Annotated in this window: 21 protein-coding genes; 13 read left to right on the top strand and 8 right to left on the bottom strand. The window is 73.1% G+C overall.

All coding sequences use genetic code 11. The features are described 5' to 3' along the window. Positions 1-71 precede the first annotated feature (71 nt). On the top strand, positions 72-2,972 hold the full coding sequence (gene gcvP, locus H297_RS0123845) for an aminomethyl-transferring glycine dehydrogenase (protein ID WP_027739114.1): 2,901 nt from the start codon (positions 72-74) through the stop codon (positions 2,970-2,972). Between the two features lie 175 nt (positions 2,973-3,147). Here gcvP and H297_RS0123840 read toward each other — a convergent pair whose 3' ends face one another. Then, positions 3,148-3,354, bottom strand: a complete 207-nt coding sequence (locus H297_RS0123840; protein WP_027739113.1) for a DUF5999 family protein — start codon at positions 3,352-3,354, stop codon at positions 3,148-3,150. Between the two features lie 327 nt (positions 3,355-3,681). Next, positions 3,682-4,377: a hypothetical protein gene (locus tag H297_RS0123835; RefSeq protein WP_027739112.1), complete on the bottom strand. Its 696-nt coding sequence runs from the start codon at positions 4,375-4,377 to the stop codon at positions 3,682-3,684. A gap of 561 nt (positions 4,378-4,938) precedes the next feature. Between H297_RS0123835 and H297_RS0123830 the strand changes: the two genes are divergently transcribed. Next, positions 4,939-6,435 (top strand): glutamate-cysteine ligase family protein, encoded by a 1,497-nt coding sequence (locus H297_RS0123830; protein WP_027739111.1) that lies wholly within the window; start codon positions 4,939-4,941, stop codon positions 6,433-6,435. Positions 6,436-6,565: 130 nt separating this feature from the next. On the opposite strand, the gene H297_RS0123825 is transcribed toward H297_RS0123830, so the two are convergent. Beyond that, positions 6,566-8,425, bottom strand: a complete 1,860-nt coding sequence (locus H297_RS0123825; RefSeq protein WP_027739110.1) for a substrate-binding domain-containing protein — start codon at positions 8,423-8,425, stop codon at positions 6,566-6,568. Between the two features lie 185 nt (positions 8,426-8,610). Between H297_RS0123825 and H297_RS0123820 the strand changes: the two genes are divergently transcribed. Beyond that, positions 8,611-9,426 carry a CPBP family glutamic-type intramembrane protease gene (locus H297_RS0123820; protein ID WP_027739109.1) on the top strand — a complete coding sequence of 272 codons (816 nt, stop codon included), beginning with the start codon at positions 8,611-8,613 and terminating at the stop codon, positions 9,424-9,426. A 50-nt stretch (positions 9,427-9,476) separates the two neighbouring features. Here the strand turns inward: H297_RS0123820 and H297_RS0123815 are convergent, their stop codons facing one another. Further along, entirely contained in the window at positions 9,477-10,328 is an 852-nt protein-coding gene (locus H297_RS0123815; RefSeq protein WP_027739108.1) for a PhzF family phenazine biosynthesis protein, read from the bottom strand. A gap of 153 nt (positions 10,329-10,481) precedes the next feature. On the opposite strand from H297_RS0123815, the gene H297_RS0123810 reads away from it, so the two are divergent. From H297_RS0123810 to H297_RS0123800, 3 genes are all read left to right on the top strand, one after another. Continuing rightward, entirely contained in the window at positions 10,482-11,195 is a 714-nt protein-coding gene (locus H297_RS0123810) for a PadR family transcriptional regulator (protein WP_051352118.1), read from the top strand. Between the two features lie 164 nt (positions 11,196-11,359). Continuing rightward, positions 11,360-11,902 carry a Clp protease N-terminal domain-containing protein gene (locus tag H297_RS0123805; protein WP_486589641.1) on the top strand — a complete coding sequence of 181 codons (543 nt, stop codon included), beginning with the start codon at positions 11,360-11,362 and terminating at the stop codon, positions 11,900-11,902. 31 nt (positions 11,903-11,933) lie between these two features. Beyond that, positions 11,934-13,031 (top strand): EamA family transporter, encoded by a 1,098-nt coding sequence (locus tag H297_RS0123800; protein ID WP_027739105.1) that lies wholly within the window; start codon positions 11,934-11,936, stop codon positions 13,029-13,031. Here the strand turns inward: H297_RS0123800 and H297_RS38065 are convergent. After that, on the bottom strand, positions 13,018-13,782 hold the full coding sequence (locus tag H297_RS38065) for a pyridoxamine 5'-phosphate oxidase family protein (RefSeq protein ID WP_486589640.1): 765 nt from the start codon (positions 13,780-13,782) through the stop codon (positions 13,018-13,020). The two genes, H297_RS0123800 and H297_RS38065, sit on opposite strands and share 14 nt — an antisense overlap. A 36-nt stretch (positions 13,783-13,818) precedes the next feature. Between H297_RS38065 and H297_RS0123790 the strand changes: the two genes are divergently transcribed. Beyond that, positions 13,819-15,150 carry an aminotransferase class I/II-fold pyridoxal phosphate-dependent enzyme gene (locus tag H297_RS0123790; protein WP_078514515.1) on the top strand — a complete coding sequence of 444 codons (1,332 nt, stop codon included), beginning with the start codon at positions 13,819-13,821 and terminating at the stop codon, positions 15,148-15,150. Positions 15,151-15,310: 160 nt separating this feature from the next. Here H297_RS0123790 and H297_RS0123785 read toward each other — a convergent pair whose 3' ends face one another. After that, positions 15,311-15,775, bottom strand: coding sequence for a pyridoxamine 5'-phosphate oxidase family protein (locus H297_RS0123785; RefSeq protein ID WP_027739103.1), 465 nt, complete (start codon positions 15,773-15,775; stop codon positions 15,311-15,313). Positions 15,776-15,909: 134 nt separating this feature from the next. Here H297_RS0123785 and H297_RS0123780 point away from each other — a divergent pair, with 134 nt between their 5' ends. Next, complete coding sequence (locus H297_RS0123780; protein WP_027739102.1) at positions 15,910-16,593, top strand: cysteine hydrolase family protein; 684 nt, start codon at positions 15,910-15,912, stop codon at positions 16,591-16,593. 44 nt (positions 16,594-16,637) lie between these two features. On the opposite strand, the gene H297_RS43345 is transcribed toward H297_RS0123780, so the two are convergent. After that, complete coding sequence (locus H297_RS43345) at positions 16,638-16,796, bottom strand: type 1 periplasmic-binding domain-containing protein (protein WP_158693724.1); 159 nt, start codon at positions 16,794-16,796, stop codon at positions 16,638-16,640. Positions 16,797-16,942: 146 nt separating this feature from the next. Between H297_RS43345 and H297_RS42900 the strand changes: the two genes are divergently transcribed. The 5 genes from H297_RS42900 (at position 16,943) to H297_RS0123750 (ending at position 23,159) form a co-directional block, all read left to right on the top strand. Then, a complete protein-coding gene (locus H297_RS42900; RefSeq protein WP_027739101.1) occupies positions 16,943-17,368 on the top strand; it encodes a DUF3459 domain-containing protein in 426 nt (141 codons plus the stop codon). Positions 17,369-17,944: 576 nt separating this feature from the next. Further along, positions 17,945-18,697, top strand: a complete 753-nt coding sequence (locus H297_RS0123765; RefSeq protein ID WP_486589639.1) for a response regulator transcription factor — start codon at positions 17,945-17,947, stop codon at positions 18,695-18,697. Further along, the gene (locus H297_RS38055) at positions 18,694-20,139 is read left to right on the top strand and encodes a sensor histidine kinase (RefSeq protein WP_051352117.1); all 1,446 of its coding nucleotides are present in this window, start codon (positions 18,694-18,696) and stop codon (positions 20,137-20,139) included. The genes H297_RS0123765 and H297_RS38055 overlap by 4 nt, the downstream gene beginning before the upstream one ends. A gap of 100 nt (positions 20,140-20,239) precedes the next feature. Continuing rightward, the gene (locus H297_RS0123755) at positions 20,240-21,769 is read left to right on the top strand and encodes a sulfatase family protein (protein WP_037795267.1); all 1,530 of its coding nucleotides are present in this window, start codon (positions 20,240-20,242) and stop codon (positions 21,767-21,769) included. Positions 21,770-21,965: 196 nt separating this feature from the next. Further along, the gene (locus tag H297_RS0123750) at positions 21,966-23,159 is read left to right on the top strand and encodes a winged helix DNA-binding domain-containing protein (protein ID WP_027739098.1); all 1,194 of its coding nucleotides are present in this window, start codon (positions 21,966-21,968) and stop codon (positions 23,157-23,159) included. Positions 23,160-23,219: 60 nt separating this feature from the next. Here the strand turns inward: H297_RS0123750 and H297_RS0123745 are convergent, their stop codons facing one another. After that, entirely contained in the window at positions 23,220-24,698 is a 1,479-nt protein-coding gene (locus tag H297_RS0123745) for an FAD-dependent monooxygenase (RefSeq protein WP_027739097.1), read from the bottom strand. Positions 24,699-24,701 lie beyond the last annotated feature (3 nt).

Below are 24,701 nucleotides of genomic sequence, written 5' to 3'. Positions count from 1 at the left end.
AGAGGGGGAGGCCGACCGGGCACCCGTGGGAGGTGCCCTCACAGGTCGTACAGACCAGGAGGCCCCCGCAGATGACTTCTCACCGCACCCCGCTCTCCGCGTTGGAGGGCGGCACCCCCTTCGAGAGCCGCCACATCGGACCCGACGCGGGCGCGCAGGCCAAGATGCTCGCGCAGGTCGGCTACGGGTCGCTCGACGAGCTGACCGCCGCAGCGGTGCCCGACGTGATCAAGAGCACCGAGGAGTTGGCGCTGCCCGCGGCGCGGAGCGAGGCCGAGGTGCTGGCCGAGTTGCACTCCCTGGCCCGGCGGAACCAGGTGCTCCACTCCATGATCGGCCTGGGGTACTACGGCACGTTCACGCCACCGGTGATCCTCCGCAACGTGATGGAGAACCCGGCCTGGTACACCGCCTACACGCCGTACCAGCCGGAGATCTCCCAGGGCCGGCTGGAGGCGCTGCTCAACTTCCAGACCGTCGTCAGCGACCTGACCGGACTGCCCACCGCCGGCTCCTCACTGCTGGACGAGCCGACCGCGGCGGCCGAGGCGATGGCGCTCTCCCGCCGGGTCGGCAAGGTGGGCAAGAAGGGCGGCGGCGTCTTCCTGGTCGACGCCGACTGCCTGCCGCAGACCGTCGCCGTGCTGCGGACCCGGGCGGAGCCCACCGGGGTCGAGGTCGTCGTCGCCGACCTGTCCGACGGCATCCCCCAGGAGGTGGCCGAGCGCGGTGTGTTCGGCGTGCTGCTCCAGTACCCGGGCGCCTCCGGAGCCGTCGGCGACCCGCGTGCCGTCGTCGAGCAGGCGCACGAGGCGGGTGCCGTGGTCACCGTCGCCGCCGACCTGCTCGCCCTCACCCTGCTGACCTCGCCCGGAGAGCTGGGCGCGGACATCGCGGTCGGCTCCAGCCAGCGCTTCGGGGTGCCGATGGGCTTCGGCGGTCCGCACGCGGGTTACATGGCGGTGCGGGACGCGTTCGCCCGCAGCCTGCCGGGGCGTCTGGTCGGTGTCTCCAAGGACGCGGACGGTGAACAGGCCTACCGGCTCGCCCTCCAGACCCGCGAGCAGCACATCCGCCGTGAGAAGGCCACCAGCAACATCTGCACCGCGCAGGTGCTGCTCGCCGTGATGGCGGGCATGTACGCCGCGTACCACGGCCCCGACGGGCTGGCCGCGATCGCCCGCCGTACCCACCGCTGTGCGGCGCTGCTGGCCGCCGGTCTGCGGGCCGGCGGGGTGGAGGTCGTGCACGGAGCCTTCTTCGACACGGTGACCGCGCGGGTCCCGGGCCGGGCGGCCGAGGTCGTCGAGGGGGCCCGCGCGGCCGGGATCAACCTGCGGCAGACCGACGCCGACCACGTCGGCATCGCCTGCGACGAGACCACCGGACGTGCGCACCTGGCCGCCGTGTGGCAGGCGTTCGGGGTACCGGAAGCCGACCTCGACGCGTTGGACGCCGCCACCGACGACGCGCTTCCGGCGGCGCTGCTGCGCGAAGACGACTACCTGAGCCACCCGGTCTTCCACGCCTACCGCTCCGAGACCGGCATGCTGCGCTACCTGCGCCGGCTCGCGGACCGCGACTACGCGCTGGACCGCGGCATGATCCCGCTCGGCTCGTGCACGATGAAGCTCAACGCCACCACCGAGATGGAGTCGGTCACCTGGCCCGAGTTCGGCTCGCTGCACCCCTTCGCGCCCGCCGAGCAGGCCGAGGGCTACCTGACGCTGATCCGCGAACTGGAGGAGCGGCTGGCCGAGGTCACCGGTTACGACAAGGTCTCCCTCCAGCCCAACGCGGGCTCCCAGGGCGAGCTGGCCGGGCTGCTGGCCGTCCGCGCCTACCACCGTGCCAACGGCCGCCCGGAGCGCACCGTCTGCCTCATCCCGTCCTCGGCCCACGGCACCAACGCGGCCAGCGCGGTGATGGCGGGCATGAAGGTCGTTGTCGTCAAGACCAGCGACAACGGTGACGTCGACGTGGCGGATCTGCACGCCAAGATCGAGCAGTACGGCGAGGAGCTGGCCGTGCTCATGGTCACCTACCCCTCGACGCACGGCGTGTTCGAGGAACACATCACCGAGGTGTGCGCCGCGGTGCACGATGCGGGTGGCCAGGTCTACGTGGACGGTGCCAACCTCAACGCGCTGCTGGGCCTGGCGAAGCCGGGCCGCTTCGGCGCCGACGTCTCGCACCTGAATCTGCACAAGACGTTCTGCATCCCGCACGGCGGCGGCGGTCCCGGCGTCGGCCCCATCGGCGTGCGCGCACACCTGGCGCCCTACCTGCCCAACCATCCGTTGCAGCCGGCCGCGGGCCCCGAGACGGGCATCGGGCCGGTCTCCGGTGCGCCGTGGGGCTCGGCCGGCATCCTGCCGATCTCCTGGGCGTACGTGCGGCTGATGGGTGCCGCGGGGCTGCGCAGGGCGACGCAGGTGGCGGTGCTCGGCGCCAACTACATCGCCAAGCGTCTGGAGCCGCACTACCCCGTCCTCTACACCGGCCCCGGCGGGCTGGTGGCCCACGAGTGCATCGTCGACGTCCGTCCGCTCACCAAGCAGACCGGAGTGAGCATCGACGACGTGGCCAAGCGGCTCATCGACTACGGGTTCCACGCGCCGACGATGTCCTTCCCCGTCGCGGGGACGCTGATGATCGAGCCGACCGAGAGCGAGGACCTGGCCGAGCTGGACCGGTTCTGCGAGGCGATGATCGCCATCCGCGCGGAGATCGACAAGGTCGGCACCGGGGAGTGGGACGCACAGGACAACCCGCTGCACAACGCCCCACACACCGCCGCGATGCTCGCCCGCGACTGGCAGCAGGGCTACGGCCGTGAGGAGGCCGTCTTCCCGGCCGGCGTCAAGGCCGCCGACAAGTACTGGCCGCCGGTGCGCCGCATCGACGGTGCCTTCGGCGACCGCAACCTGGTCTGCTCCTGCCCCCCGGTCGACGAGTACGACGCCGGGTAGTCGCCGGTGCGCCGCTCGGCGGCGCGAAAAGCGCAACAACCGGCACCGGGCCGGTGCGGCAGCTGCCGCACCGGCCCGGTGCCGGTCTTGTGCAGGTGCGTCCTGCGGGCCCCGGTGGTGCCCCGTGTCGCAGCAGTGAGCCGCCCCGTGCGGTCCTCCCGGTGGAGCAGCCGTCTCAGGCGGCCGCGGTCACATGCCGGGTGCCGAGCGGCCGGTGCGGCGCGATGATCTGACCGTCCGGCAGCAGCTCTCCCGTGTCCTCGAAGAAGAGCACGCCGTTGCAGAGCAGGCTCCACCCCTGCTCGGGGTGGTAGGCCACGGGCTGCGCGGCTTCCCTGTCGGCAGAGTCGGCTGTCGGGCACGGTGGCTGGTGCTGGCACATTGTCGCTGTCGTCTTCCGTGTGATGGCGTCTGTCCTGCGGCGTTCGCTTTGCATGACCGTTCCCCCCGTAACCGTGTACGTTCCGGTCCTTCTCCCAGTGTTCCGCCGCTGGCCCGAATTCGCAGGGATTTCGCGTCAGCTCGTACCCAACAGCTCAGACGCGTCACCCCTGCGGGCGGTTGCGCCCAACCTGGTGGTGCTTCCGGGGGGTTGGGCGCGCCGGGGCGGACTGGTACGTCCGGGGGAGGCGGAAGGACACGAGAGAGCACGGGAGTACCCGGGAAGTGTCCGGAGAGCGCGCCCAGGACGGCGCTTCGCGCGCTCCGCTCAGGCGGAGGTGCCCAGCAGCGGTGCCGTGTCCGTACCGTCGACCATGGCCGACGGTACGGACACGGCACCCGGGACGGTCACCAGCCGGCGGGTCAGTACCGGGAGCAGCGCGTCCACGCGGTGCGCCGTGTGCACGACGATGCCCGGCGGTGCGGGGGCCAGCGGGATCAGCAGATCGGCCGGGTCGGGCACGCCTTCCGAGGGGTCGGCGCCGATGTCCCGGTGGAGCCACAGGGTGAGCATGTACAGCTCGGGAACCGACAGCAGGCGCGGCTGGTAGGGCGTGGCCAGCGCTTCCGCCTGCCGCATCGCCCGCACCGTGGACAGCACGTAGGGGCCCTGGCGGAACTGGCCGAACGCCCAGCCGTCGGCGGTCAGGACGGCCTCGGCGGTGCCGATGTGGCCCGCGCCGTGCACGGAGGCGCCGTCGGCCGACTCGTCGCGGAGCAGGAAGCGCCAGCCGGTCAGCCGGGTGCGCGGCCCGGACGCGGCCCCCTCGGGGGCGCGCTCGGTGGCACGGGGGGCCACCCGTGCCATTTCGTAGGCGGGAAGGGGCAGTTCGGGGCGGAGCGGCCCCTGGGCGGTCCGCAGGGTCGCGGGTGCGTGGGTGCCTCTGACCGCGGTCGGGGAACCGAGGGCGGTCAGAACACTGCGCAGGGCCGGGGCGGGTGCTTCAGGTACGTGCAGCGGCATGGCGGGTCGCCTCTCTCAAGAGACACACGGTGCTGGCGGAAACGCGGACAGCGGTGTCGGCGCGGGGTGGCCGCGAGCGCGGCGGGGAGGGGTCGACAGGGGCGGGCCGGGGGCGCCAAGTCTTCGCCTCGTTCGCGTAGTTTATACGAGATGTGTTCGAGAAAGGTTTCCGCTACCGTTCTCCGGTGTTTCCGGAAAGGGGGTAACCGGCCGAAAAGTTGGCCTTTTCACCTGCGCCGATGCGGGGGATACGGCGGTGGCCTCGAACACCGGGGCAATCGCGGTCGGCCGGTTTCTGCCGGTGCGGTGACGAGGTGATCGGTTCGGTGGCGAAGGTGAAGTGCCGCGGGGCTGCGCCGCCGCCTTATGCCGAAGGAATGTGCCGTCCGGCATCCGCCAGCGTAGCGGCTGTTCCTCGTCCGGTCAGCCCTGTCAGGCGTTATCCCTCCCTCCAGGGGGCATTATTCGGTGCACGCTCGGCCGGGCACTCCTTGCAGTGCGCCCTGGCGCCCGCCACCGGCCCGCGTCCGGCACCAGCCACGAGCAGGGAGGAAGCCCCCGATGGGAGAAAAGGTCGTCGCCGACAGGTTCGACCTGGCCGATCGACGGCGGTACCGGCAGAAGCTGCACGCGTGTCTGGAGGGACTGTGGCAGCTCCTGGAAGAGAAGAGGTTCGACCGGCCCAGGAACCTGATGGGGCTGGAGATCGAACTGAATCTCGCGGACGCCCAGGGCCAGCCGCTCATGGTGAATGCCGAGGTTCTTCAACGTATTGCGAGCGCGGATTTCCAGACGGAACTGGGACAGTTCAACCTCGAAGTGAATATTGTTCCGCACGCGCTGTCGGGACGCGTTCTCGACCAGCTTGCCGAGGAACTCCGCACCGGCCTCGCCTACGCCGACCGGCAGGCACGCGAGGCGGACGCCGGGATCGTGATGATCGGGACCCTGCCGACGCTCACTCCGCAGGACCTGACCCTGGCCAACCTCACCGACGTCGACCGCTACCGGCTGCTCAACGACCAGATCATGGCCGCCCGCGGTGAAGAGATCGTCCTCGACATCGACGGGGTCGAACGCCTGACGACCACGTCGGAGTCGATAGCGCCGGAGTCCGCCTGCACCTCCGTGCAACTGCATCTGCAGGTGACGCCCGGCAGGTTCGCCGACGTGTGGAACGCGTCGCAGGCCGTCGCCGGGGCGCAGATCGCCATGGGCGCCAACTCGCCGTTCCTGTTCGGCCGCGAGCTGTGGCGCGAGTCCCGGATCCCTCTCTTCCTGCAGGCCACCGACACCCGGTCGCCGGAGCTGTGTGCCCAGGGCGTGCGCCCGCGTACCTGGTTCGGGGAGCGCTGGATCTCCTCGGCGTACGACCTGTTCGAGGAGAACGCCCGCTACTTTCCCGCGCTGCTGCCGCTCTGCGAGGAGGAGGACCCCCAGGAGGTGCTCGCCCGGGGCGGGACACCGTCGCTGGCCGAACTGTCGCTGCACAACGGCACCGTGTACCGCTGGAACCGGCCCGTCTACGGCGTCATGGAGGGCGCCCCGCACCTGCGGGTGGAGAACCGGGTGCTGCCGGCCGGGCCGACGGTGGCCGACGTGCTGGCCAACACCGCCTTCTACTACGGGCTGGTGCGGGCACTGGCCGACGACCCGCGGCCGGTGTGGAACCGGATGCCCTTCGAATACGCCGAGCGGAACTTCGACGCCGCCTGCCGCTACGGCATCGACGCCGAGCTGTGGTGGCCCCGCTCCGGCCGGGGTACGGGGCTGGTTCGGCGGCCCGCCGTCCAGCTCGTGCGGGACGAACTGCTGCCGCTCGCCGCGGCCGGGCTCGATGCCTGGGGCGTGGAGCCCGCCGACCGTGACCGCTGTCTGTCGGTCGTCGAGGAGCGCTGCCGACTGCGGATCAACGGCGCCTCCTGGCAGGCGTCGGCCTACCACCGTGCGAGGGAGTCGGGCCTCGACCGCGACAAGGCGCTGGCTGCCGTGACCCGCGCCTACTGCGACCGGGCCGCCGACGGCGCCGCCGTCCACACCTGGGACCACGGCCTCTAGCGGAGCAAGCCCGAGGCACCACAGGAGACCGTCGGGCACCGGAAGACCGGCGGACGCCGGGGGACCGTCCGGCCGACGGCAACCGCAAGGCGGAAGGGGGACAGCGCGCGCGGGTTGCGGGGGGAGGCGGTCAGCTCCGGCTGCCCGCCTCCATGACGGCCTCCAGGATCACCTGGTGGATCTGCGCCGGGTCGTTCACCTGGTGGGCGGAGCCGCCGGTCGCCTGCGCCAGCTCTCCGGCGGCCTTCTCGTCGGCGTCGGGGCCCACTGCGATCGCGATGAGGGGCACGGGCGCGCTGCCCCTGGCCAGCCGCTTGAGCTCGGTCACCAGGTCGGCGCGGGAGATGCTCCCCGGATCCTCGTTGGCGCCGTCGGTCAGCAGGACGAGTGCGTTGAACCTGCCCTTGGCGTACCCCCTCCGGGCGTCCTCGTAGGCGGCCAGCGTCGTGTCGTACAGGCCGGTGGCGCCGCCGGGTACCGGCTTCATCGTCCGGAACGCCTCGGTCAGCTCGGCGCGTTGCGTGGTGCCCTCGCCGCTCTTGCGGCCCAGCCTGCGGGGCGGTACGAGTTCGCGGTAGTCCTTCTTGCCGCTCAGCCGGGTGGAGAACTCCCAGAGTCCCACCTCGTCCTGCGCCGTGAACCGGCCCAGTCCCCGCAGCAGCGACGCCTTGGTGACGTCCATCCGGGACTGGCCCGAGCGCCCCGGCACCGGCGCCGCCATCGAGGCGGAGGCGTCCACGACCAGCGTGAAGCGGGCACTCTGCACGGTGATCGTCCACATCCCCAGCGCGGCGCGGACGTCTGCGGCGGCGGGTGGTTCGTCGGGTGTCGCGGTCCAGGGCTGGGGCGTGCGGGCACCGGCCGGGCGGGAGACCTCGGCCGCCGCCTTGCCGTCGGGCAGTCGGAAGCCGTGCCGGTGCAGCGCCCGGTGGCCCGCCGTGTCGCCCAGCAGGGTCTGGAAGCGGGTGGCGGCGCGGTTGGTGCGGGTGTCCCGTTCGTCGGGTGCGAGCAGGGTGTAGGGGTAGTCCAGCGCCGTGAAGCCTTGCGGAGCGTCCCCCTTATCGTCCTGGTCCTCCTCCGGGTCGGGGTAGAAGAGGCGGAGGTCGTATCGCTTGCCGGTCTTGGTGTTGTGGGTGTAGGCGGCCTGTTCGGACAGGACGAGCGCCTGGTTGCGCCGGGGGTTGCCCATCTCGGCGCCGGAGGAGTCGCGCGGCAGGGTGGCCAGTGCCTGGGTGTCGCCCGGGGCGGTGCGTCGGGACAGTTGTTCGGCTGCCGCGGCCGCCTGTGTGGCGGAGGCGCCGCCCTTCGTGGCCGTCGCGCCCTGGATGCGGGTGAGGGCGAGCAGGCCGGTCGCGCTGCGCGCCGGGTCGGCGGCGCCGACGTGCGCACCGTCGCCGCCGCTCGTCGCGGAGGCGAGTTGTGCCCACGAGTAGATCTTCTTCGGCCAGCCCATCTTCTCGGCGGCGGCGGGAACGGCGGCCAGGGTCAGCGGGGAGGCGGCGACGCTGCCGAGCGGCTCCAGGGAGGGGGCCTTCTCGGAGGCGGAGACGCGGTCCACCCACACCCGGGAGTCGGGCAGCCAGACATCGAAGCCCGCGGACTCGCCCCCGCCGCCCCCTTGCAGCGCGGCCGCAACCTCGGCACCGGTGCGCTCGGTGACCCCTACGTCCAGGCAGCGCCCGTCCGACCGGGCGTCCGACGTGCGCGCCCGGTCGGCGACCGTGCGCAGGACGGGGGCGATCTCGGGGGAGGCGGCCACCCGCAGCGCGACCGTCGACGAGCCGCAGCCACCACCGGGAGGGAGCAGCCCGGAGCGCGTCGCCACGAGCGCCCCGGCACCCAGCGCGATCACCAGGGTCAGGGCGAGGACCAGTGTGCGCCTGCGTAAGCGGCGCCTGGCGCGGGTGCCGGAGCGCCGGGGCGGGTGCGCGGCACGTGGCCCCCGCGCGGCGGACGCTCCCGCGTCGTCGGGCAAGCTGTGTCGTGGCATGGCGTAGCGCCCCTCCCGGAAGCCGTCCTGCGGCAGCGGGGGAGGGCGGCACACCTCGTCGGCGCTCGTCCCCGGTCGCCGCGCACGATCCTGTACCTGCTGCCGTGACCCTAACGTGGTGACGGTGCGGGTGAGGCGTGATCGCTGAACCGCAGTCAAGACGGCATATGCAACAGGAGGTTCGTGTGCGCGCACAGGCGCCCGACAACCCGCAGCCCCCCACTGCGGCCTTCCCCGGCGGACCGCTCCCGCGGCGCATGCTCCGTACGGAGCTGCTGCTGGTCCTGGCGCTGTCGCTGGGGGCCAGCGGCGTCTCCTCGCTGATCGACTTCCTCGGCGCGCTGACGAAACCGGGCGGGCTGGGCGACCAGGCGGCGCGGCTCAACGCCTCGCAGGCGCCCGGGCGGCCGTTGCTCGACCTCACGTGGCAGCTCTTCGGGATCGCCACCGCGCTGGTGCCCGTCCTCCTGGTGGCGCACCTGCTGACCCGTGAGGGGGTGGGCGGGCTGCGGGTGCTGGGCCTGGACCGGCGCAGGCCCGGGTTCGACCTGGGCTGGGGGGCCGCGGTGGCCGCCGTGATCGGCGGCTGCGGTATCGGGTTCTACCTGTTGGCGCAGGCGAGTGGTTTCAACCTGACGGTGGAGCCGGAGTCCCTGCCCGAGGTGTGGTGGAAGTACCCCGTGCTGATCGCCTCCGCCCTCCAGAACGCCGTGCTGGAGGAGGTGATCGTCGTCGGCTATCTGCTGCGCCGCCTGGACCAGTTGGGCAGCTCATGGCCGGCGGCCCTGGCGACGAGCGCGGTGCTGCGCGGGTCGTACCACCTCTACCAGGGCGTGGGTGGCTTCCTCGGCAACGTCGCGATGGGCATCGTCTTCGGACTTCTCTACCGGCGGTGGGGCCGCGTCGGACCACTGGTGGCGGCGCACGCCCTCATCGACATCGTGGCGTTCGTCGGCTACGGCCTGCTGGCGGGGAAGGTCGACTGGCTGCCCACCCCCTGAACCGCACCACCGCCCCCTGACACGAGGGGCGGCTCCCTCCGCGGCCCGCCCTACTGGAGCGGGGCGTGCAGTGTCGCGTCCAGCACGGTGACGGCGCTGCCGCCCAGCAGGGTGCGGTCGCCGCGCAGTGTGGTGCGCACACGGCCGGTACGCGGTGAGACCTGGAGGCCGGTCAGTTCGTCGCGGCCGGTGCGCTGCGACCACAGCGGGGCGAGCGCGGTGTGGGCGCTGCCGGTCACCGGGTCCTCGGGAATGCCCTGCGCGGGGGCGAACATGCGGGAGACGAAGTCGTGCGCCGGAGCGTCGGCGGCGCGCCGGGCGGGCGGCGCGGCGGCCGCCGTCACGATGACCGCGGGGCTGGACAGCGCCGCCACGGCCGCGAAGTCGGGCCGCAGCGTCCGCAGTGTCGCCTCGTCGGCCACCTCCACGACCAGCATGTCGAGACCCCCGGTGTGCCACGCGGCCACCGGGCGGGCGCCGAGGGCTGCCGCGACGCCGTCCGGAACGGGTGCCGCCGTCAGTTCGGCGGTGGGGAAGTCCAGGACGAGCGTGCCGTCCGGTTCGCGGGCGGCGCCGAGCACGCCGCTGCGGGTGCGGAACCGTACGCCCGCGCCTTCGGGCAGCACGCCGTCCTCCGCGAGCAGGTGTGCCGTGGCCAGCGTGGCGTGCCCGCACATGTCCACCTCCGTCGTCGGGGTGAACCAGCGCAGCGCCCAGTCGGCCTCCGGGTCTCCGGTGAGCGGGTGCGCGTACGCGGTCTCGGACAGGTTCATCTCCGCAGCCAGCGCCTGGAGACGGGCGGCATCGGGGAAGCCCTGCTCCTGGGGCTCCAGCAGCACGACAGCCGCGGGGTTTCCGGTGTACGGGCGGGTGGTGAACGCATCGACGGTACGGATCCTCATTCCCGGGACGGTACGGGGTGCCGTCAGGCCGGCACAGGGCCGGTGGGCAGCCGGCGGACCGAGGGATCACCCGGGGGGTTGTCGTAAAAGAGTTTCCGATATATCTTTGAAGCATCGCGACTGATCAAAGATGTGATGTGGAAGGAGTCAGCGATGTATCCCTTCGGAACGGAAGCCGGCAAGGAACGCGGACGGCGCCCCGGTATGGAGCAGGGCCCCCACAGGTACGGCCCGGGGCCGGAGTACGGCGCGGACGGACCCGAGGCGGGCCGCCCCTGCGGGCCGCATGGTGGCGGGCCTGGACGCGGGCCCGGTGGCGGGCCGGGGCGAGGCTGGGGCCGTGCGGCCTTCGGGCCGTTCGGGCCGCCCTTCGGCGGTGGCCCCTTCGGCGGCCGCGGCCCGCGCGGCCGGGGTGGCCCGCGGGGCCGGGCCCGCCGCGGCGACGTGCGGGCCTCGATCCTGGCGCTGCTCAAGGAGCGCCCCATGCACGGCTACGAGATGATCCAGCAGATCGCCGAGCGCAGTGGCGGCGCGTGGAAGCCCAGCCCCGGCTCGGTCTACCCGACGCTGCAGCTCCTGGAGGACGAGGGTCTGATCGCCAGCGAGAGCGAGGGTGGCAAGAAGCACTTCTCGCTCACCGAGGCCGGGACCGCCGAGGCCGAGGCCGGCGCCGAGGCCCCCTGGGAGGACGCGGGGCGGGGCGCCGACTGGGAGGCCATGCAGGAGGCCCGTACTGCGGCGGGCGGTCTGGCCGCCGCCTTCCAGCAGGTGTGGGCGACCGGCACGTCCGAGCAGCGGGAGAAGGCGCTCCAGGTGGTCAACGACGCCAGGAAGAGCCTCTATCTGATCCTGGCCGAAGAGGGCTGACCCGGCTCGTGGGACGGCCGGGGGAGGCGGGCGCACCGGAAGCGGTGGGCCCGCTTCCTCCTCCTTGGGGAGGAGGAGACGCCCTTCTCCCCGCCCTCCGGTGGACCGGCATATGCCACGGGGTGCCGATGGGCCGGCACAGGTGTGTGTGATGTGGTGTTCGTGTGCGCAACCCTCCACCGTCCAGCCGAGCAGCCGACCTGGAAGCCGACGACGTCGTCGACCCGCAGGTCAGCGACGCGCTGGCTGCAGTGATCGCGACGGCCCGCCGACGGGCTGCGCGGGACGGCGACCGGCAGATCGACACGGCGCATCTGTTGCACAGCCTGCTGGAGTCGGACAGCGGCACCTGGGAGCTGCTGGACGGCGGCAGCCCGCAGGTCGGCAAGCTCCTCGGCTATCTCGTGCAGCGCAGCATCGGCTACGGGCTCCGGTGGCAGAGCACCGTGGAGGACTCCGGTGCGGTGCCTGCCGTCTCGGAGCAGCCCGGCGGTGTCCCGGGCTGGTCTCCCAGCGCCCGGGCGGCCATGGAACTGGCGGCCGATCGGGCCCAGGGGCGGGGCCGAGCGAAGGCCGAGGGCCTCGACCTGTTCGCCGGTGTGGTGGCCGACCCGGAGTGCCGCGGTGCCGAGGTGCTGCGCCGCGCCGGGGTGGACGTGGCACGGGTGGCCGGACGGCTCGGAGTGCGACAGGAGCGACGGGGGTGACACTCCTGTCGCGGGTTGAGAGGATGCGGCCATGCCCGCCACCTCTGCCACCGTGGACGCCTCCCGCACCACGGGTCTCGTTCTCGCTCTCGTCTCCGCCTGCTCCTTCGGCAGCTCCGGTGTCGCGGCCAAGCCGCTGATCGAGGCGGGTCTGGAACCGCTGCACGTCACCTGGCTGCGGGCCGCAGGCGGCGCCCTGGTGCTGCTGCCGCTCGCCTGGCGGCACCGCTCGCTGGTGCGGGAACGTCCGTGGCTGCTGCTGGGCTTCGGGCTGCTGGCCGTCGCGGGGGTGCAGGCCTGCTACTTCACGGCGCTCTCCCGCATCCCGGTGGGCGTCGCGCTGCTGGTCGAGTACCTGGCGCCCGCCCTCGTGCTGCTGTGGGTGCGGTTCGTCCAGCGCCGCCCGGTGACCCGGTCCGCCGCCGTGGGCATGGTGCTGGCTGTGGGGGGCCTCGGCTGCGTCGTCGAGGTGTGGTCGGGGCTGCGGCTGAACGGGCTCGGGCTGCTGCTGGCCCTGGGGGCTGCCTGCTGCCAGGTGGGGTACTTCGTGCTCTCCGACCACGGCAGCACGGTCGAGGAGGGACCGGACGGCAGGGACGGGAACAACGACGGGACAGGCGGAGAGAACAACGGCGGGAACGGTGCGGCGCCGACCGCGCGAGGGCCTGCCGACCCGATGGGCGTCATCGCCTACGGGCTGCTGATCGGCGCCCTCGCGCTGACGGTGGTGGCCCGGCCCTGGAACACCGACTGGGCGGTGCTCACCCGCAGCGCCGAGCTGGACGGCAGCCTCGTGCCGGGGCTGGCGCTGCTGGCCTGGATCGTACTGGTGGCCACCGCGGCCGCCTATCTGAGCGGGGTGCTCTCGGTGCGCCTGCTCTCGCCACCCGTCGCGGGAGTGGTCGCCTGCCTGGAGGCGGTGATCGCCACCGTGCTTGCGTGGGTGCTGCTCGGGGAGCATCTGAGCGCGGTCCAGTTGTGCGGCGGTGCCGTCGTGCTGCTGGGCGCCTTCATCGCGCAGCGCTCCACCCCCCGGCAGCGCTCCGGCGCCGCACGGCGCGGCTCTTCCGCGCCGGTTGCCGCCTCGGAGGGGGCGACCGGCGCGGAGGCGGACGTCACCCCGCGGTGAGGTAGTCCGGCACGGGGATCCCCGGCGCTAGGTCGTCGGCCGGCACGGGGGCGCCGTAGGAGGTGGAGACGGGCAGCACCCCGGTCCAGTACGGCAGGGCCAGGTCCTCCGGTTCGTCGTCGGGGCCGCCCGTGCGGGACTTCGCCGAGACCTCCGTCAGATCGAGCCGGACGACAGCGGTCGCGGCCAACTCCTTCGGGGAGGCCGGGCGGCAGTCGCGCGCGCGACCTGGTACGACCTGGTCCACGATCGCGTCGAGCGCCGTCACCCGCTCCCCGGGGTCGGTGATCTGGTAGGCGAGACCGTGCGCCACCACCGAGCGGTAGTTGACCGAGTGGTGGAAGCCGGACCTGGCCAGCACCAGCCCGTCGACGTGAGTGACCGTCACACACGCCCGTATGCCCGGATCCGCCTTTCCCGCCTCGTGCAGCGGCCGGGAGCCGGTGGAGCCGTGGATGTAGAGGTGCTCTCCCACGCGCGCGTACAGCGTCGGCATGACGACGGGCGCCCCGTCCCGCACGAGAGCGAAGTGGCACAGGTACCCCGCGTCCAGGATGCCGTGCACCAGTTCGCGGTCGTAGGAGACCCGCTCCCGTGCCCGGGTGGCGGTGGTGCGCGCGGTTCTGGGGTACGCGGCCCTGCCGTCCGGCGTGCTGCCGCCGGTTCCCGGTCCGGCGACCGCGTCGTCGCCGGCCGTCGTGTCCCTGCTGCTGGTGGTCGTCGTCTCGTCGTCGGGCACAGGACTCGTCACTGGCCTCTCCTATTGCACTAGTGCATAATGTGTTTTGTGCTAGGAGATTACCGGATCGAAGGGCGCGGCGCAGCAGAGATCGCGGCCAGTATCGAGCGCGGCGTCGGTGGTGGCGCCCTCGCTCCCGGGGACCCCCTGCCTCCTCTGCGGGAGCTGGCGGTCACCCTGGGCGTGAACCCGAACACTGTTGCGGCCGCCTACCGCGCCCTGCGCGAACGCGGCGTCATCGAGACGGCGGGGCGGCGGGGGACACGCGTACGGGAGCGGCCGGCCACCGCGCCGCGCGAGCCCGCCCGGGTCCCCCCGCCCGCGGGCGGCCTGGACGTCTCGACCGGCAACCCGGACCCGGCGCTGCTGCCGCCGCTCGGCCCCGCGCTGGCCGCCGCCGCTGCCGCTGCCGCCGCCTCCCCGGTGCTCTACGGCAGCCCGGACATCGCCCCGGAGCTCGCCGCCCCGGCCCGCGCCGCCCTCGACGCCGACGGGGTACCCGCCGGGCCGCTCGCGGTGACCTCGGGCTCCATGGACGCCATCGAGCGGGTGCTCGACGCCCATCTGCGGCCTGGCGACCCCGTGGCCGTCGAAGACCCCGGCTGGGGAGCTCTGCTGGACCTCGTGCCCGCCCTCGGGCTGCGTCCGCTGCCCGTCGCCCTCGACGACGCGGGGCCGCTGCCCGCCGAACTGGAGCGGGCGCTGGGGCAGGGAGCGCGCGCCGTCGTCGTCACCGACCGCGCGCAGAACCCCACGGGCGCGGCCGTGAGCGCCACGCGCGCCCGCGAACTGCGGGCCGTCCTCGCCGCCCACCCCGACGTGCTGCTGATCGAGGACGACCACGGGCACGGCATCGTCGACGAGCCCCTGCATCCGCTCGCCGGTACCACCCACCACTGGGCACTGGCCCGCTCCACCGCGAAGGCGTACGGCCCCGACCTGCGGCTGGCCGTACTGACCGGTGACCAGCTCACCGTCGACCGGGTCCGTGGCAGGCAGCGGCTGGGCCCGGGCTGGGTCAGCCACCTGCTCCAGCAGACCGTCGCCCACCTGTGGCGGTCCCGCAGCCCCGACCCTGCCGAGGTGGCCGCCTCCTACGACACGCGCCGCACCGCCCTGCTCGACGCCCTCGCATCGCGCGGCGTGCCGGCGCGAGGGCGCAGCGGCATGAACGCGTGGGTGCCCGTGCGGGACGAGACGGGTACGGTGGCGCGGCTGTTGAGGGCGGGCTGGGCCGCCGCACCCGGTGCGCGCTTCCGGCTGGCCTCCCCGCCCGGCGTCCGGCTGACCGTCTCCTGCCTGACCCCCGCCGACATCGACCGCCTCGCCGACGACACGGCCGCCGCCCTCCGCCCCGCCGAGACCGGGCGCTACGACTGAGCCCCCGGTGAGCGACACCGTGGCGGGCCCGTGCCCGCAGCACGGACGCCCGGCGCCCGGACGCCGAACGGGCCTGCGTCCGTGCCCGGCGCCGCGCGCGGTGGGCTTACGGGGGATTCCGTTTCCGGCGGCCGCACCCGAAGCCCTCGGACCTGCTCATCTAGCCCAGCTTGCGGAAGTCCCAGGAGACGAGCGAGGCGGGTGTGAGCTTCAGCCAGGCGTGGCGCCCGTCGTGGGGCATCTGTGCGAGGTCGAAGTACTTCGCGGGGAACAGCTCCTCGGCCCGGTCCAGTTCGGGGCAGGGCTCGCCGGTGCGGGGCGCCTCCCCGACGAACTCCGCCCGCCCCGAAAGCTCCACGCCGCGCAGTTGTCCGTACTCCTCGCCGTCGTCGACCACCACCGCGATGCGCGGGTCGCGCCGCAACTGGGACCAACGGCGGCTGCGGGTGAGCGAGTACAGCCACAGGGACGTGCCGTCCCAGACGAACCACAGCGCGCCCACGTGCGGCGCCCCGTCGGTACCGACTGTTGCGGCCCGGCAGGTGCGCCGGGCGGTGAGGAAGTCGTCGAGCTCCTCGGGCGTCATCATGATGCGGCGCCCCCGCCGCTGCCGTGTGACAGCCATGTGTCCCGCCTCTCCTGCGACCCCGACCGCTCCTGACGGCCCGTCAGGAAAAGCATGGTGGCTCTTCCCCTCCTGCGCAATGCTCCCTATTCTGCCGCCGCTCGGAGTACCTCGACGAGGGAGAGGAGCACCCCATGCCCGGGCACGACCGGCTCGCCTCCCAGCTCGACCCCGCCACCACTGCCCTGCTCACCGTCGAGTGCCAGCGCGGCGTCGTCGGCACGGACGGTGCCCTGCCCGAACTCGCGGAGGAGGCCCGCCGGTCGGGCATGCTGGAACGCGTCGCCCGGCTCACCACCGGCGCGCACCGCGCCGGCGTCCAGGTGCTGCACGCGATCGCCGAGCGGCGCCCTGACGGGCGGGGCTCCAGTCGCAACGCGCGGCTCTTCCGCGCCGCCGAACGGCTCCCCGTCCAGCAGCTCGCGGGGTCGTCGGCGGCTCGGGTCGCCGAGGGCCTGCCGGTGGCGGAGCAGGATCTGGTCGTGCGGCGCCTGCACGGCCTTTCCCCGCTCGCGGGCACCGACGTCGATGCGCTGCTGCGCAACCTGGGGATCCGCACGCTCGTCGTCACCGGCGTCTCCGCGAACGTGGCGGTGCCCAACGCGGTCTTCGACGCCGTCAACCTGGGCTACACCGCCGTGGTGCCCGCCGACGCGATCGCGGGCGTGCCCGCCGACTACACCTCCGCGATGGTCCGGCACACCCTCGCCCTCGTCGCCACGGTCACCACGACGGAGAAGGTGCTGGGATGCTGGAGCGCCACGGCCCGGAGACCCGCCGAGGGCGCGGATCCGGCCCCGTCCGCGTGCGAGGGGTGACCGTCCCGTCCCCCTGCGGGGCGGCCGTCGAGCTGCGCACCGCCTCAGTCCCGCGGGGCGGCCGTGGAGCCGCGGGCGTGGATCTCCGCGTCGACGACGACGGTCTCCACGGGCGCGTCCGGGGTGTCGACCCGGGTCAGCAGGCGGTCGATGGCGGCCTCGCCCAGGGCCACGGCGTCCACCGCGGTGACGCCGGGGGTCACCGCGCTGCCCGGCGCCGTCTACCTCTACCAGGGCGAGGAGTTGGGCCCGCCCGAGGCCGCCGACCTGCCACGGGAGGTCCTCAAGGCCCCGGTCAGCCGCCGCTCCTCGGGCACCCGCAAGGGGCGGGACCGGTGCCGGGTGCCGGGTGCCGCTGCCGTGGCAGCCGTCCGGACCGTACGGCCCCGGTCCCGCGCCCGCCTGGCTGCCGCAGCCGGAGACGTTCGGCCCGCTGTCGGTCGCCTCCCAACGCGACGAGCCGGACAACATGCCGGCCCTCTACCGCCGGGCCCTGCGGCTCCGGTCCGCCGTCGCCCCCGACGAGCAGCTCGTCCGGTACCCGCACTCCGCCCCCGACACCCTCGACTTCACCGTCGGTCCGCTGCGCTGCGTCGTGAATCTCGGCGCAGCCGAAGTGCCGCTGCCCGACGACGCGGAACGGCTGCTGGACGGTCTCCCCCCGGACGCCGCCCTCACCTCCGTGCCCCCGGACGCCGCCGTGTGGCCGTCCACCGGCGCCCGCGCCCAGGACCGCACCCGAGGCCACGGCCGGGAAGGGCAGGAGACCGCGTGAGGCCCGCGCCACGGCGGCGCGTCCCCACCGCGCTCCGCCCTCTGTCGCCCCGGTCCCGATGCCCCGGCGCCCGGAACGGAGCCCGCTTTACCACCCGCGCCCGTACCCGCGCGCAGGGCCGCAGCCGTCACGCTCGGCTGCCTGCTGCCCCTCCTCGGCCTTTCCCCGCACCGGCCGCAGCGACCGCGGACGCCGGGCCCGAGGCCCCCGTCTTTCTGGTGGACGTGTTCACGGGCACGGCACCCAACTCGGAGAGAACCGAGCAGGCGAGGGGGAGAACTTCCCCAAGGGCAACCCGCACCCCGCCGCCACGGCGCCCTGCGGCATGCCCCAGTAAGGACCCGACACGGCGTGATCGACGCCCGGCCTCTACGACTCCGAGGACGACCACCTGACCGGCTTCAGCCTCCGCCACCTGTCCGGCAGCGGCTGCACCGCCTTCGGCGACGTACCCTTCCAACCGGCCCCGGGGAGCGCTCACCCGCCACGCACCCCGACGCCTGCACGACGAGGTGCGACGTGCCCGCACCGGTGCCCCCCGGGGGGCACCCGGCGACACGAAGGGGAGGGGACCGCGTGACGTCACACGAGACCGGCGCACCTGTGCGGCACGCCGCGGAGGCCCGCCCCGGCCGAAGGGTCCTCGTCGTGGACGACGACGACGCGATCCTGCGCTCGCTGAGCCGCGGACTGCGCCTGCACCGCTTCCGTGTCGAGCGGGCGGAGCGGGGCACCCAGGCCCTCGCCGCGTTGCGCGGCGGCCGTGCCGACGCGGTGGTGCTCGACGTGTCGCTGCCCGACGTCAGTGGCATCGACGTGTGCCGCACGCTCCGCGACGAGGGAGACGACGTGCCGGTGCTGATGCTCTCCGCACTCGACGAGACGGCCGACCGTATCGCCGGGCTGCAAGCCGGAGCCGACGACTACCTCGTCAAGCCCTTCGCTCTGCAGGAACTCGTCCTCCGGCTCGACGCCCTGCTGCGCCGCCGGCCCGGCCCGGCAGCCGCGGACACCGGCGCACTCCGCGTGGGCGGGCTGACCCTCGACGCGACCGCGCACCGCGCGCTGCTCGACGGGCGTGACCTCGCTTTGACCGGGAGGGAGTTCGCACTGCTGGAAGTGCTCGCCGCCAACGCGGGTCTCGTCCTGACCCGGGACCAGCTCCTGTCCCGCGTGTGGGGGTACGACTTCGCCGTGCGGAGCGACGTCGTCGACACCTTCGTCAGCTACCTGCGGCGGAAGACGGAGGCGGACGGGCGGGCCCGGCTGGTGCACACCGTACGCGGCGTCGGGTTCGTCTTCCGCGACGAGCAGGCAGGCCGCGCGTGAGGCTGTCCACCCGCATCACCGTGGCCGTCGGCTTCCTCGTGCCGGTGCTCGTGCTCGTCTGCGGAGGGCTCCTCCACCTGCTCATCGCGCACGATCTGCACGCCGAACAGGACACCCACCTCCGTCAGCGGGCCGCCGGCGTGGCCCGGGACGCCCGCAAACTGCTCCGCGTCACCGCGGACGGCAAACCGGCGCTCGCCCAGCAGCGGGAGCGGCAGATGTTCGGCTCCGCCCTGGACGTGGGGATCCGGCTGGAGGGTCCCTCGGGAACGGTCACCGGCGGGCCGCAGCCGGCGGTGGGCACACAACTCCCCACCGCCGCCGACGGCCCGGTCACCGTCGAGGAGGGCCACGGGGGTGGGGGCACCTGGCGCGTGCTGGTACGGCGCATCGACGGCCCGCACGCGGGCGTGCACGGCAGGCTGTGGCTCTTCGCCTCGGACAGCGCCGGCCGGGAGCAACTCGCTTCGGTGCGGCACCGGGTCGTCGCCGTGGCCCTGGGAGCGGCCCCGGTCTCCGCCCTGCTGGCCTGGGCGGTGGTCTCCCGCGCCGGCAGCCCGCTGCGCCGGCTGCAACAGCAGGCGAGCGGCCTGGACCCGGATGCCGGCACCGCACGGCTTGCACACACGCCTTCCGGCATCAGCGAGGTGGACGACCTGGCCGCCACCCTCGGCACGGTGCTGGCCCGCTACGACGAACAGGTCGTGCGCACGTCGTCGGCCCTGGAGACGGCGCGGTCGTTCGCGGCCACCGCGGGCCATGAACTGCGTACCCCGATGACGAGCATGCGCACCGACCTGGACGTCCTCGCCGAGCACGAGCGGCTGGCCCCCGCAGAGCTGCACGAGATCGTCGGCGACCTGCGGCACGAGCACGCGCGGATGCTGGGCCTGTTGGAGATGCTCCGCGAACTCGGCCGCGGCGAACTCGCGGGACGCGAGCTGATGACCACGGTCGACCTTGCCGAGGTGATCGGTGCCGCCGTGTCCGACGCCCGCCGCCGACTGCCCGGCGCGGACCTGTCGTCGGGGCTGCCCGCCGGCCCGTGCCCGGTCCGCGGCTGGGAGCACGGGCTGCGCACCCTCGCCGACAACCTGATCGCGAACGCCCTCACCCATGGCCGCCGCCGGGACGGCCCTGAGCCCCGCGTACGGGTCTCGCTGCACGAGACGGCCGACGCGGTGGTGCTCCGTGTCGACGACGACGGGCCCGGCATCCCCACGGAGCTCCGGGACACCCTGTTCGCCCGCTTCCGACGCGGGCCGCACAGCGCGGGCCACGGCCTGGGGCTCGCCCTCGTCGCCCAGCAGGCCGCCCTGCACGGAGCAGCCCTGCACGTCGGCGACCACCCGGACGGCACCGGTACGCGCGGCGAGGTCCGTCTTCCCCGGTGGTGCGGCCCGGCGGGAGGGACACCGCGCGACGGGCGGCAAACGGGGTGAGGCCAGGGCCGGGAGGCCGTGCGCGGGCCACAAGAATTCCACAAAGACCGCCGCTACCGTCGGGGCGTTCCGTCACCCCCTGACCGCGGAGGTGCTGCTCATGCCCCCTGTCCGCCGCTCTCCCACGCTGATCGCCGTGCTGTGCGCGGCCCTTGCCCTCCTGGCGTCGTCCTGCTCCGGCGGCAAGGACGCCGAGGCAGCGCGTTCCTCGGCCACTGCGACCGGTTCGGACCACGCGTCCGGCAAGCCCAACATCGTGTACGTACTCACCGACGACCTGTCGGAGAATCTGGTGCAGTACATGCCGCACCTACGGACGATGCAGCAGGAGGGCACGACGTTCTCCGACTTCTTCGCCACCGACTCGCTGTGCTGCCCCTCCCGCTCCACCATTCTCACGGGCCGCTTCCCGCACAACACCGGCGTCTTCACCAACACCGGCGACGACGGCGGCTACGGCGCGTTCATGCAGCACGGCAACGAGAAGCACTGCTACGCCCCGACGATGCAGCAGGCCGGCTACCGGACCGGCTTCATGGGCAAATATCTCAACGGCTACCAGCCGGCGGAGGAGAAGGGCGCCGCGACGGGACACGTCCCACCCGGCTGGGACGAGTGGGACGTCGCGGGCAACGGCTATCCCGAGTACAACTACGCGCTCAACGAGAACGGCAAGGTCCACCACTACGGGCACGACCCCGAGGACTACCTGACGGACGTCGTCTCCCGGAAGGCCACCTCGTTCGTCGACGCCTCGGCCGAGAAGAAGCAGCCGTTCATGCTGCAGCTCGCGACGTTCGCACCGCACGGGCCCGCCACGCCCGCCCCGCGTGACAAGGACTCCTACCCGCACCTCAAGGCGCCCCGCCCCGAGGCGTACGACCATGCCACCGAGAACGCTCCGGAGTGGCAGCAGGGGCTGAAGCCGCTCACCGACACAGAACAGCGCTCGATCGACCGGAAGTTCGCCAAGCGCGTCCGCTCCGTGCAGGCGGTGGACGACATGATCGGCAAGCTGCAGGACCAGCTCCGGGCCAAGGGCATCGCCGACGACACCTACCTCGTGTTCGGCTCGGACAACGGCTTCCACATGGGTGAACACCGGCTGCGTCCGGGCAAGCAGACGGCCTACGACACGGACGTGAACGTGCCGCTGATCGCGACCGGCCCGGACGTGCCGGCCGGCAAAAAGGTCGACGCCCTCGCGCAGAACACCGACATGACCCCCACCTTCCAGGACCTGGCGGGCCTCGGCTCCGACGAGGGCGCGGACGGGCGGAGCCTCGCCCCGTTGCTGCACGGGCGCCCCGAGGAGGACGACTGGCGCGACGCCGTTCTCGTCGAGCACCGTCACTCGGCGCCCCGGAAGGACGATCCGGACGCGGGGCCGGACAAGGCGGGGAACCCGCCGAGCTATGAGGCACTCAGGACGGCGCAGGAGCTGTATGTCGAGTACGCCGACGGGCAGCGCGAGTACTACGACCTGCGCTCCGACCCGCAGCAGCTGACGAACCGGGCGGACGAGCTGTCCGCCGGGCGGCGTGACCGGCTGCACGGTGCGCTGGCCCGGCTGGAGAAGTGCAAGGGCGCCGACTCCTGCCGGAAGGCGGCACAGGCCGGACAGGAGTGACGAGGCGGGCCGGCTGCCCGTCTGCGCAGTCGGCCCCGCCACTGAGCGCCGCCCGGGGGCCTGCTGCCACGCCGCGCCCCCTGAAGCCTCCTCGGGCACCGAGCCCTCTCTTTGCGACCCCTCTTTCGCCGGAACGCCGCAGGGAGACCGCTCGGCGTGGGCGTTCCGGCGGAGCCGCCGCGGATGGTCTGAGCCGATGACCGCGCAGTTTTCGACGAACGACGTCATCGCGTTTCGTCTGCACGCTCATCACCTCACGGAGCGCGTGAGTCGGGGCGGACTGCTGGACGCGTCCGGGCGGTGCGGGGTCCAGAACAGCCCGCCCGGTTCAGCGCTGCTTGCCCTGCACGCGAGGGTGCACGAGCTGACGAGGGAACGGGTGGACGAAGCAGTCGCCGAGGACAGGAGCCTGCTGCAGAGCTGGTGCATGCGCGGCGCTCCGTTCCACTTCCCGACCGAGGACGCACCGGTGTTCACCACCGGCGTGCTGCCGCCGACCGAGGGCGCGCTGCGCCAGTTCGTTCTCGGGGCAGGTCCGGCAGTGGACAAGCTCGGCCTCGACCTCACCGAGGCCGTCGAGCTGGCCGGTGCCGAGATCGTCGACGTCCTGACCGGCCGACGGCTCGCGATCGACGCACTGGGCGCTCGGATCGCCGAGCGGATCGGCCGCAAGTTGTCCAAGGGGCGACGTGACATCTGGGAGCAGGAGGGCCCGCACGCGGCCGGTCAGCCGCTGGGCGAGGCCGTCGTACACTTCTGCGTCCGCGTCCTCGCGTTGCAGCAGGTGGTCTGCTTCGCGCCGCGCGCAGGCAACAAGGCACCCTTCGTCCTGGCGCACGAGTGGCTGCGCGGTCCGGTCCCCCGCACCGAGCCGGAGGCGGCGCGCGCCGAACTGCTCCGCCGCTACCTGCGCTGCTACGGGCCGTCCACGCGCGCCGACTTCGCCGCTTGGCTGGGCCTCCGCGCCGGCGACGTCGCCCCGTGGTGGAGCCAGGTCGAGGACGAGATGGTCCAGGTCGGCTTCGGACGGAGGACGACGTGGGTCCTGGCCGACGATCTCGACGCTCTGCGGTCGCCACCGACCCCGAAGGGGGCACGACTGCTCCCGCCCCGCGACCCGTACATCCAGCTCCGTGACCGGGACACGATCGTCGACAAGAAGTACCACCGGGACGTATGGAAGGCCGTCGGAGCACCGGGCACAGTCCTCACCGACGGTCGGATCACGGGATCGTGGCGCCCACGCACGAGCGGGCGGAAGCTGACCGTCAGCATCACGTCATTCGGCCCGCTGTCAGCCCGTCACAGGAAGTCGCTGGAGACCGAGGCGGAGCAACTGGCGCCGTTGCGGGGGGCGTCGTCGGTGCACATCGAGTTCGACACCCTCTGACAGTTCTCACCACCGGCGCCCTTCGTGATGCCGCCAACGGTGGCAGGCGGTCCTTGTCGCCTACCGCACCATGGTGGTGTCCAGTGTGTGTTCCAGGGCTGCGAGCAGTGCGGAGTCCTCCGTGTCGGTGCCGGCCCAGGCGACGTGCCCGTCGGGGCGGATCAAAGCGGCGCGCACACCGTCCCAGGCGGCAGGCGGCTCGACCAGCGGCCCGGTGCGGGCGGCGAGTCGCGGTGGTGTGCGGTCGCTCAGCACGTGATCGGCCGTGAGATCGAGCAGGAGATACGCGTCTGTGCGCAGCATGGCGAAGAGCCCCTCGTCCTCGCCCGCGAAGGACAGATCGGGGGCACGGGTGCCGGTGAGCGGATGGGCGGCCGGGTCCGTGGCGGGGTAGCACACGTCGAGTGCGGTGAGCCGCATCGCCAGCTCGCGGCTGAACGCCGGAACCTCGGCGATCATCTCGCTGAGCAAGGCGCGCAGGGCGAGGCCCTCGGGAGTGAAGGCGGTCACCAACGCGGCCTGCGCGCGCGTGTGCTCGATCAGACGGGCGCCCACCGGCCGGCGCTCGTCGTGGTAGGTGTCGAGCAGGGTGTCCGGGGCCCAGCCGTTCAGCGTCGCCGCCAGCTTCCAGCCGAGGTTGTGCGCGTCCTGGATGCCGACGTTCATACCGACGCCGCCTGCGGGAAGGTGCTGGTGAGCGGCGTCTCCGGCCAGCAGGACGCGGCCGCGCCGGTACTCGGCGGCCAGCCGGGTGGCGTTGCCGAAGCGCGAGAGCCATGAGGGGTCGTGCATGCCGAAGTCGTCACCGGCGATGGCCTGGACGTTCCGCTGCAGTTCGGCCAGTGTGAGGTCGCCGGGCCACTCGGTGGTGAAGCTGTCGGGGCTGTGCCCGACGATCCGGTGGAGTCCGCCCGGCAAGGGAGCGATCAGGAGCCCGCCGTGCCGGTTGAAGGCGCTGTAGCCGAGACGCGGCGGGTCATCGAGGACGACGTCGCCGAGCCAGCCGAGTGTGGTCGAGGACGTGCCGGGGAAGTCGATGCCGGCGGCGGTGCGCACGGTGCTCCGGGTGCCGTCACAGCCGACGAGACAGGCGGCCCGGAGCTCGTATGCCTCCTGCGGACCCTGCACCTGCACGGTCACGGCTTCCGCGTGCTCGGTGAATCCCGTGACCCGGTGCCCGCGTACGACGGTGGCTTCGAGGCGGAGCGCCTCTTCCTCCAGGAGCTGTTCCGTGCGGCTCTGGGGCAGGGCGAGGGTGAACGGGTACGGGGTCTCCAGCGTCCGGAAGTCGAGCCGGTTGCCGAGCACGCCGAAGTGTCCGTTGGGGATCTGCACCCCCTCGGCGAGGAACGTGTCGTGGAGCCCGCGCGAGGCCAGAACCTCGATGGTGCGGGGATGGATGGTGAGCGCCTTGGAATGCTCGTCGATCTGAGTGCGCTCCTCGATCACGGTGACGGGGACCTGCCCCCTGCGCAGTTCCGCGGCGAGCCAGAGCCCGACCGGGCCGCCCCCGGCGATGACGACGTTTCGCTGGTCCATGCC

Source organism: Streptomyces sp. CNT360, assembly GCF_000424785.1.
This window is presented reverse-complemented; position numbering and strand designations above follow the sequence as displayed.

Excerpts from the sequence above, each read along its gene's own strand:
- H297_RS0123785 (WP_027739103.1), bottom strand. The coding sequence starts at position 15,775 with ATGGCTGTCACACGGCAGCGGCGGGGGCGCCGCATCATGATGACGCCC.
- H297_RS0123830 (WP_027739111.1), top strand. The coding sequence starts at position 4,939 with ATGGGAGAAAAGGTCGTCGCCGACAGGTTCGACCTGGCCGATCGACGG.
- H297_RS0123810 (WP_051352118.1), top strand. The coding sequence starts at position 10,482 with ATGTATCCCTTCGGAACGGAAGCCGGCAAGGAACGCGGACGGCGCCCC.
- H297_RS0123800 (WP_027739105.1), top strand. The coding sequence starts at position 11,934 with ATGCCCGCCACCTCTGCCACCGTGGACGCCTCCCGCACCACGGGTCTC.
- H297_RS0123755 (WP_037795267.1), top strand. The coding sequence starts at position 20,240 with ATGCCCCCTGTCCGCCGCTCTCCCACGCTGATCGCCGTGCTGTGCGCG.
- H297_RS0123780 (WP_027739102.1), top strand. The coding sequence starts at position 15,910 with ATGCCCGGGCACGACCGGCTCGCCTCCCAGCTCGACCCCGCCACCACT.
- H297_RS0123815 (WP_027739108.1), bottom strand. The coding sequence starts at position 10,328 with ATGAGGATCCGTACCGTCGATGCGTTCACCACCCGCCCGTACACCGGA.
- gcvP (WP_027739114.1), top strand. The coding sequence starts at position 72 with ATGACTTCTCACCGCACCCCGCTCTCCGCGTTGGAGGGCGGCACCCCC.
- H297_RS0123835 (WP_027739112.1), bottom strand. The coding sequence starts at position 4,377 with ATGCCGCTGCACGTACCTGAAGCACCCGCCCCGGCCCTGCGCAGTGTT.
- H297_RS0123825 (WP_027739110.1), bottom strand. The coding sequence starts at position 8,425 with ATGCCACGACACAGCTTGCCCGACGACGCGGGAGCGTCCGCCGCGCGG.
- H297_RS0123745 (WP_027739097.1), bottom strand. The coding sequence starts at position 24,698 with ATGGACCAGCGAAACGTCGTCATCGCCGGGGGCGGCCCGGTCGGGCTC.
- H297_RS0123840 (WP_027739113.1), bottom strand. The coding sequence starts at position 3,354 with ATGTGCCAGCACCAGCCACCGTGCCCGACAGCCGACTCTGCCGACAGG.
- H297_RS0123750 (WP_027739098.1), top strand. The coding sequence starts at position 21,966 with ATGACCGCGCAGTTTTCGACGAACGACGTCATCGCGTTTCGTCTGCAC.